The sequence below is a fragment of the Luteococcus sanguinis genome (assembly GCF_039527675.1).
Classification (GTDB): Bacteria; Actinomycetota; Actinomycetes; order Propionibacteriales; family Propionibacteriaceae; genus Luteococcus; species Luteococcus sanguinis.
On record NZ_BAAAKI010000001.1, the window covers coordinates 19,966 to 22,627 of the forward strand.

The 2,662-nt window shown below is 69.2% G+C and carries 4 protein-coding genes; 1 reads left to right on the forward strand and 3 read right to left on the reverse strand.

Going from position 1 to position 2,662, the window contains the following annotated elements:
- The 3 genes from ABD089_RS00110 to ABD089_RS00120 form a co-directional block, all read right to left on the reverse strand.
- Positions 1-219, reverse strand: a 219-nt coding sequence (locus ABD089_RS00110) for a twin-arginine translocation signal domain-containing protein (RefSeq protein WP_343884114.1), incomplete at its 3' end; no start/stop codon positions are given.
- Positions 220-374: 155 nt separating this feature from the next.
- On the reverse strand, positions 375-782 hold the full coding sequence (locus ABD089_RS00115) for an SRPBCC family protein (RefSeq protein ID WP_343884115.1): 408 nt from the start codon (positions 780-782) through the stop codon (positions 375-377).
- Between the two features lie 175 nt (positions 783-957).
- A complete protein-coding gene (locus ABD089_RS00120; RefSeq protein WP_343884116.1) occupies positions 958-1,578 on the reverse strand; it encodes a DNA-3-methyladenine glycosylase in 621 nt (206 codons plus the stop codon).
- A 59-nt stretch (positions 1,579-1,637) separates the two neighbouring features.
- Between ABD089_RS00120 and ABD089_RS00125 the strand changes: the two genes are divergently transcribed.
- Positions 1,638-2,609, forward strand: a complete 972-nt coding sequence (locus ABD089_RS00125) for a hypothetical protein (RefSeq protein WP_343884117.1) — start codon at positions 1,638-1,640, stop codon at positions 2,607-2,609.
- Positions 2,610-2,662 lie beyond the last annotated feature (53 nt).

Here is a 2,662-nt window from a genome sequence, read left to right on the forward strand (position 1 = left end):
CGCCGAGGTCGTCTCGGCGGCGGACGTGGTCTCGCTGGCCGAGGCGGTCTCGGTGGCCGCGCTGGTGGCGGTCTCGGTCGCCTCCGAGGTGGTCGTGCTGCTGGACGTGGTGTCGTCGGAGCCGGTGGCGCAGGCGGCCAGAGCGGTGAGGGCCGCCAGCGAAACCCCGCCCAGGAAGGCGCGGCGGCTGACCTGCGAGAAGTGGGACTCGGTGCTCATGGTGGGTGCCTTTCGATGTCGTCTTCCACGACGGTAGAAAGCGAACCCATGAGTTTGCTGTGTGTCGGGTGTGCGCGCTCTGGGAGTGCTGCCAAGGTGCTCGGACATGCCCGTGGGGCACGCCTGCTGGCGTGCCCCACGTGGGTAGGTGATGGTCAGAGGGCGTCGGCGTCGATGCGCTCCAGCGCCGTCTCCCAGTGCTGCTGCAGCCACGCACGGTCGGCTCCCTCGGGGAGCTTGGTGTGCTTGATCTCGATGCTGGTGCGGTCGGCGCCCTCGGGACGCAGGCCGACCTCGACCAGGGAGCCAGGACCCTCGTCGGTTCGGTGGAAGGTGAACCTGATCTGCTCCATGGGGTGGTAGCTGCGGGTCACGCCGTGGGTGCCGTCCTCGGCCTGCCAGTTGGCGCCCTTCTCGGTGAGGCGGCCACCGGGGCCCAACAGGGCGGCGCTGCCGTCGTCGGTGAGCAAGGCATCCCAGACGCTCTTCACGGGATGGTCGACGACCTTGCCCACCACCAGCTCGCTGAGGGTGTCGGTGGCCTCGCTTGTCTGCTCTGACATTTTCCAGCCTCGATTCGTGCTCGGTGTTCTGCTGCCACCGGCCCGGCAGGGCCGGTGTTGGAACGACTCTAGCCCGGCTGGCAGGGGCTGGGAAGGGAAACGAGAGACGGGTGACCAATGTCACCGAAACCAAAGCCCACAAGGAGAAATGCGGCTCGCGCGCAAGCGCCCCGGGTCACCCTCGTGGCGCCCGGGGACTCCGAGCGTAGCGCGACACGGAGGGCTCTGCAGGGATCCAGAAACGCCAGTCGACCTCGTGCGCGAGACTGACCCCGACACGGGGTCCGCAGGCCAGCTCGACCTGTCCCGAACGACCGTCCGCGAGCGCGAAGCCGGGCTCCCTCGGACCGTGCGGCGACTGCCCCACGACCGCTCCGCTGTCCTCGATGACGAGCCCCAGTGCTCGCCCCAGGTTGCCCGGACCGCGGGCCAGTTCGACGTCGGGGACCGGCGCCGACCCGGGACGCCGAGCACCCTCGCGTCGTCTCCGAGCCACCACGGCGCCGTCGACGACCCGTCCGCTGCGCAGCAGGACGGCGCCAGCGGTGCCATCGGGCGCACACACGAGGTTGGCGGCCAGGTGCACGCCATAGGAGAGGTAGACGTAGAGGTGCCCCGGTGGCCCGAACATCACCTGTGTGCGAGCGGTGGGGCCGCGAAAGGCATGCGAAGCCGGGTCGTCCGGGCCCAGATAGGCCTCGACCTCGGTGAGTTCCAAGGCCACCTCGCCGTGGCGCAACACGGCCCCCAGCAGCAGTGGCGCCACCTCCAGTGGCGAACGGGACAGGTCGATCACCTACCCATCGCACCACAGCGCGGATCGGTCCGAAAGCCCCGCAGGGATAGGCTCATCGGGTGAGCACAAACCCCAGTTCCAGCGCGGTGCGGTTGGTGGCCGGTCTGTGCGGCGCAGTGGTGTTGCTCACGTCCTCGTGTACTGCCAGCGGAGTTGCCCAGTCGCCGAGCAGCAGTGCCAGCCCGTCGACCGTGCAGCCCGCAGCCAGCGCGTCCGGCAACTCGGACCTGACCCGCCCAGGGCGGGCCCAGGCAGTGGTGGCGAAGCTGGCCCAACAGGCAGGGACGCTGCCCATCATCAAGGTGGACCTGAGCGCCACCACCGCGTCGCTCAGTGCGGTCAAGGACGGCAAGGTCGTTGCGTGGCAGTGGGAGGACGGCGTGGTCACGCCGACCGACAGCGACATTGAGTACGTGGAGCAGGCCAGCTTCACCCCCGCCGACTTCGCACTGGATGACCTGGGCTCGCTGTTCCGCGCCGCCGCGCAGATCTCGGGCAGTTCGTCGAACCAGGAGTTGCAGATCGTCGACTACAACGCGGGCCAGGTGCTGATGACCGTGACCACCCGTCCGGAGTCCATGCCGGTCTTCTTCCGTCGCGATGGCACGGCGATCAACCGTCTGGACTTCACCACGACGGCAGGCTTCACCGAGGCCATCCGGGACGCCGCGGGCGACGACCGGGTGTTGGCGATTGGCTGGTCCCCGAACGAGGGACTGTGGTCCGACGCACCCGGCAGCGAGGCGGGCGTGGTGGTGCGCACCACGCGCCAGGCGAAGGTGCCGGCCTGGACCTCCAGCCGCAAGGCCAGCGCGACGGGGCTGCGCTTCCCCGCGTCCGTCGTGGATGCGGCGGTACTGGCCAAGCTGGCCGTCCAGTTGCCGCAGCGCTACCAGGCCGACGAGCAGGACGTCTCGTTCACCATCCACCGCGTCGACCGGATGGTCTCACCGGTCATCGAGTGGACGGTGGGGGGTCGGCGCGTCATCACGACGCTGTCGGGCACCGACATCAGCGACCAACTGCCCTGAGAAACGCAATGCCCTGAGAAACGCAATGCCCTGAGAGACGCAATGCCCTGAGA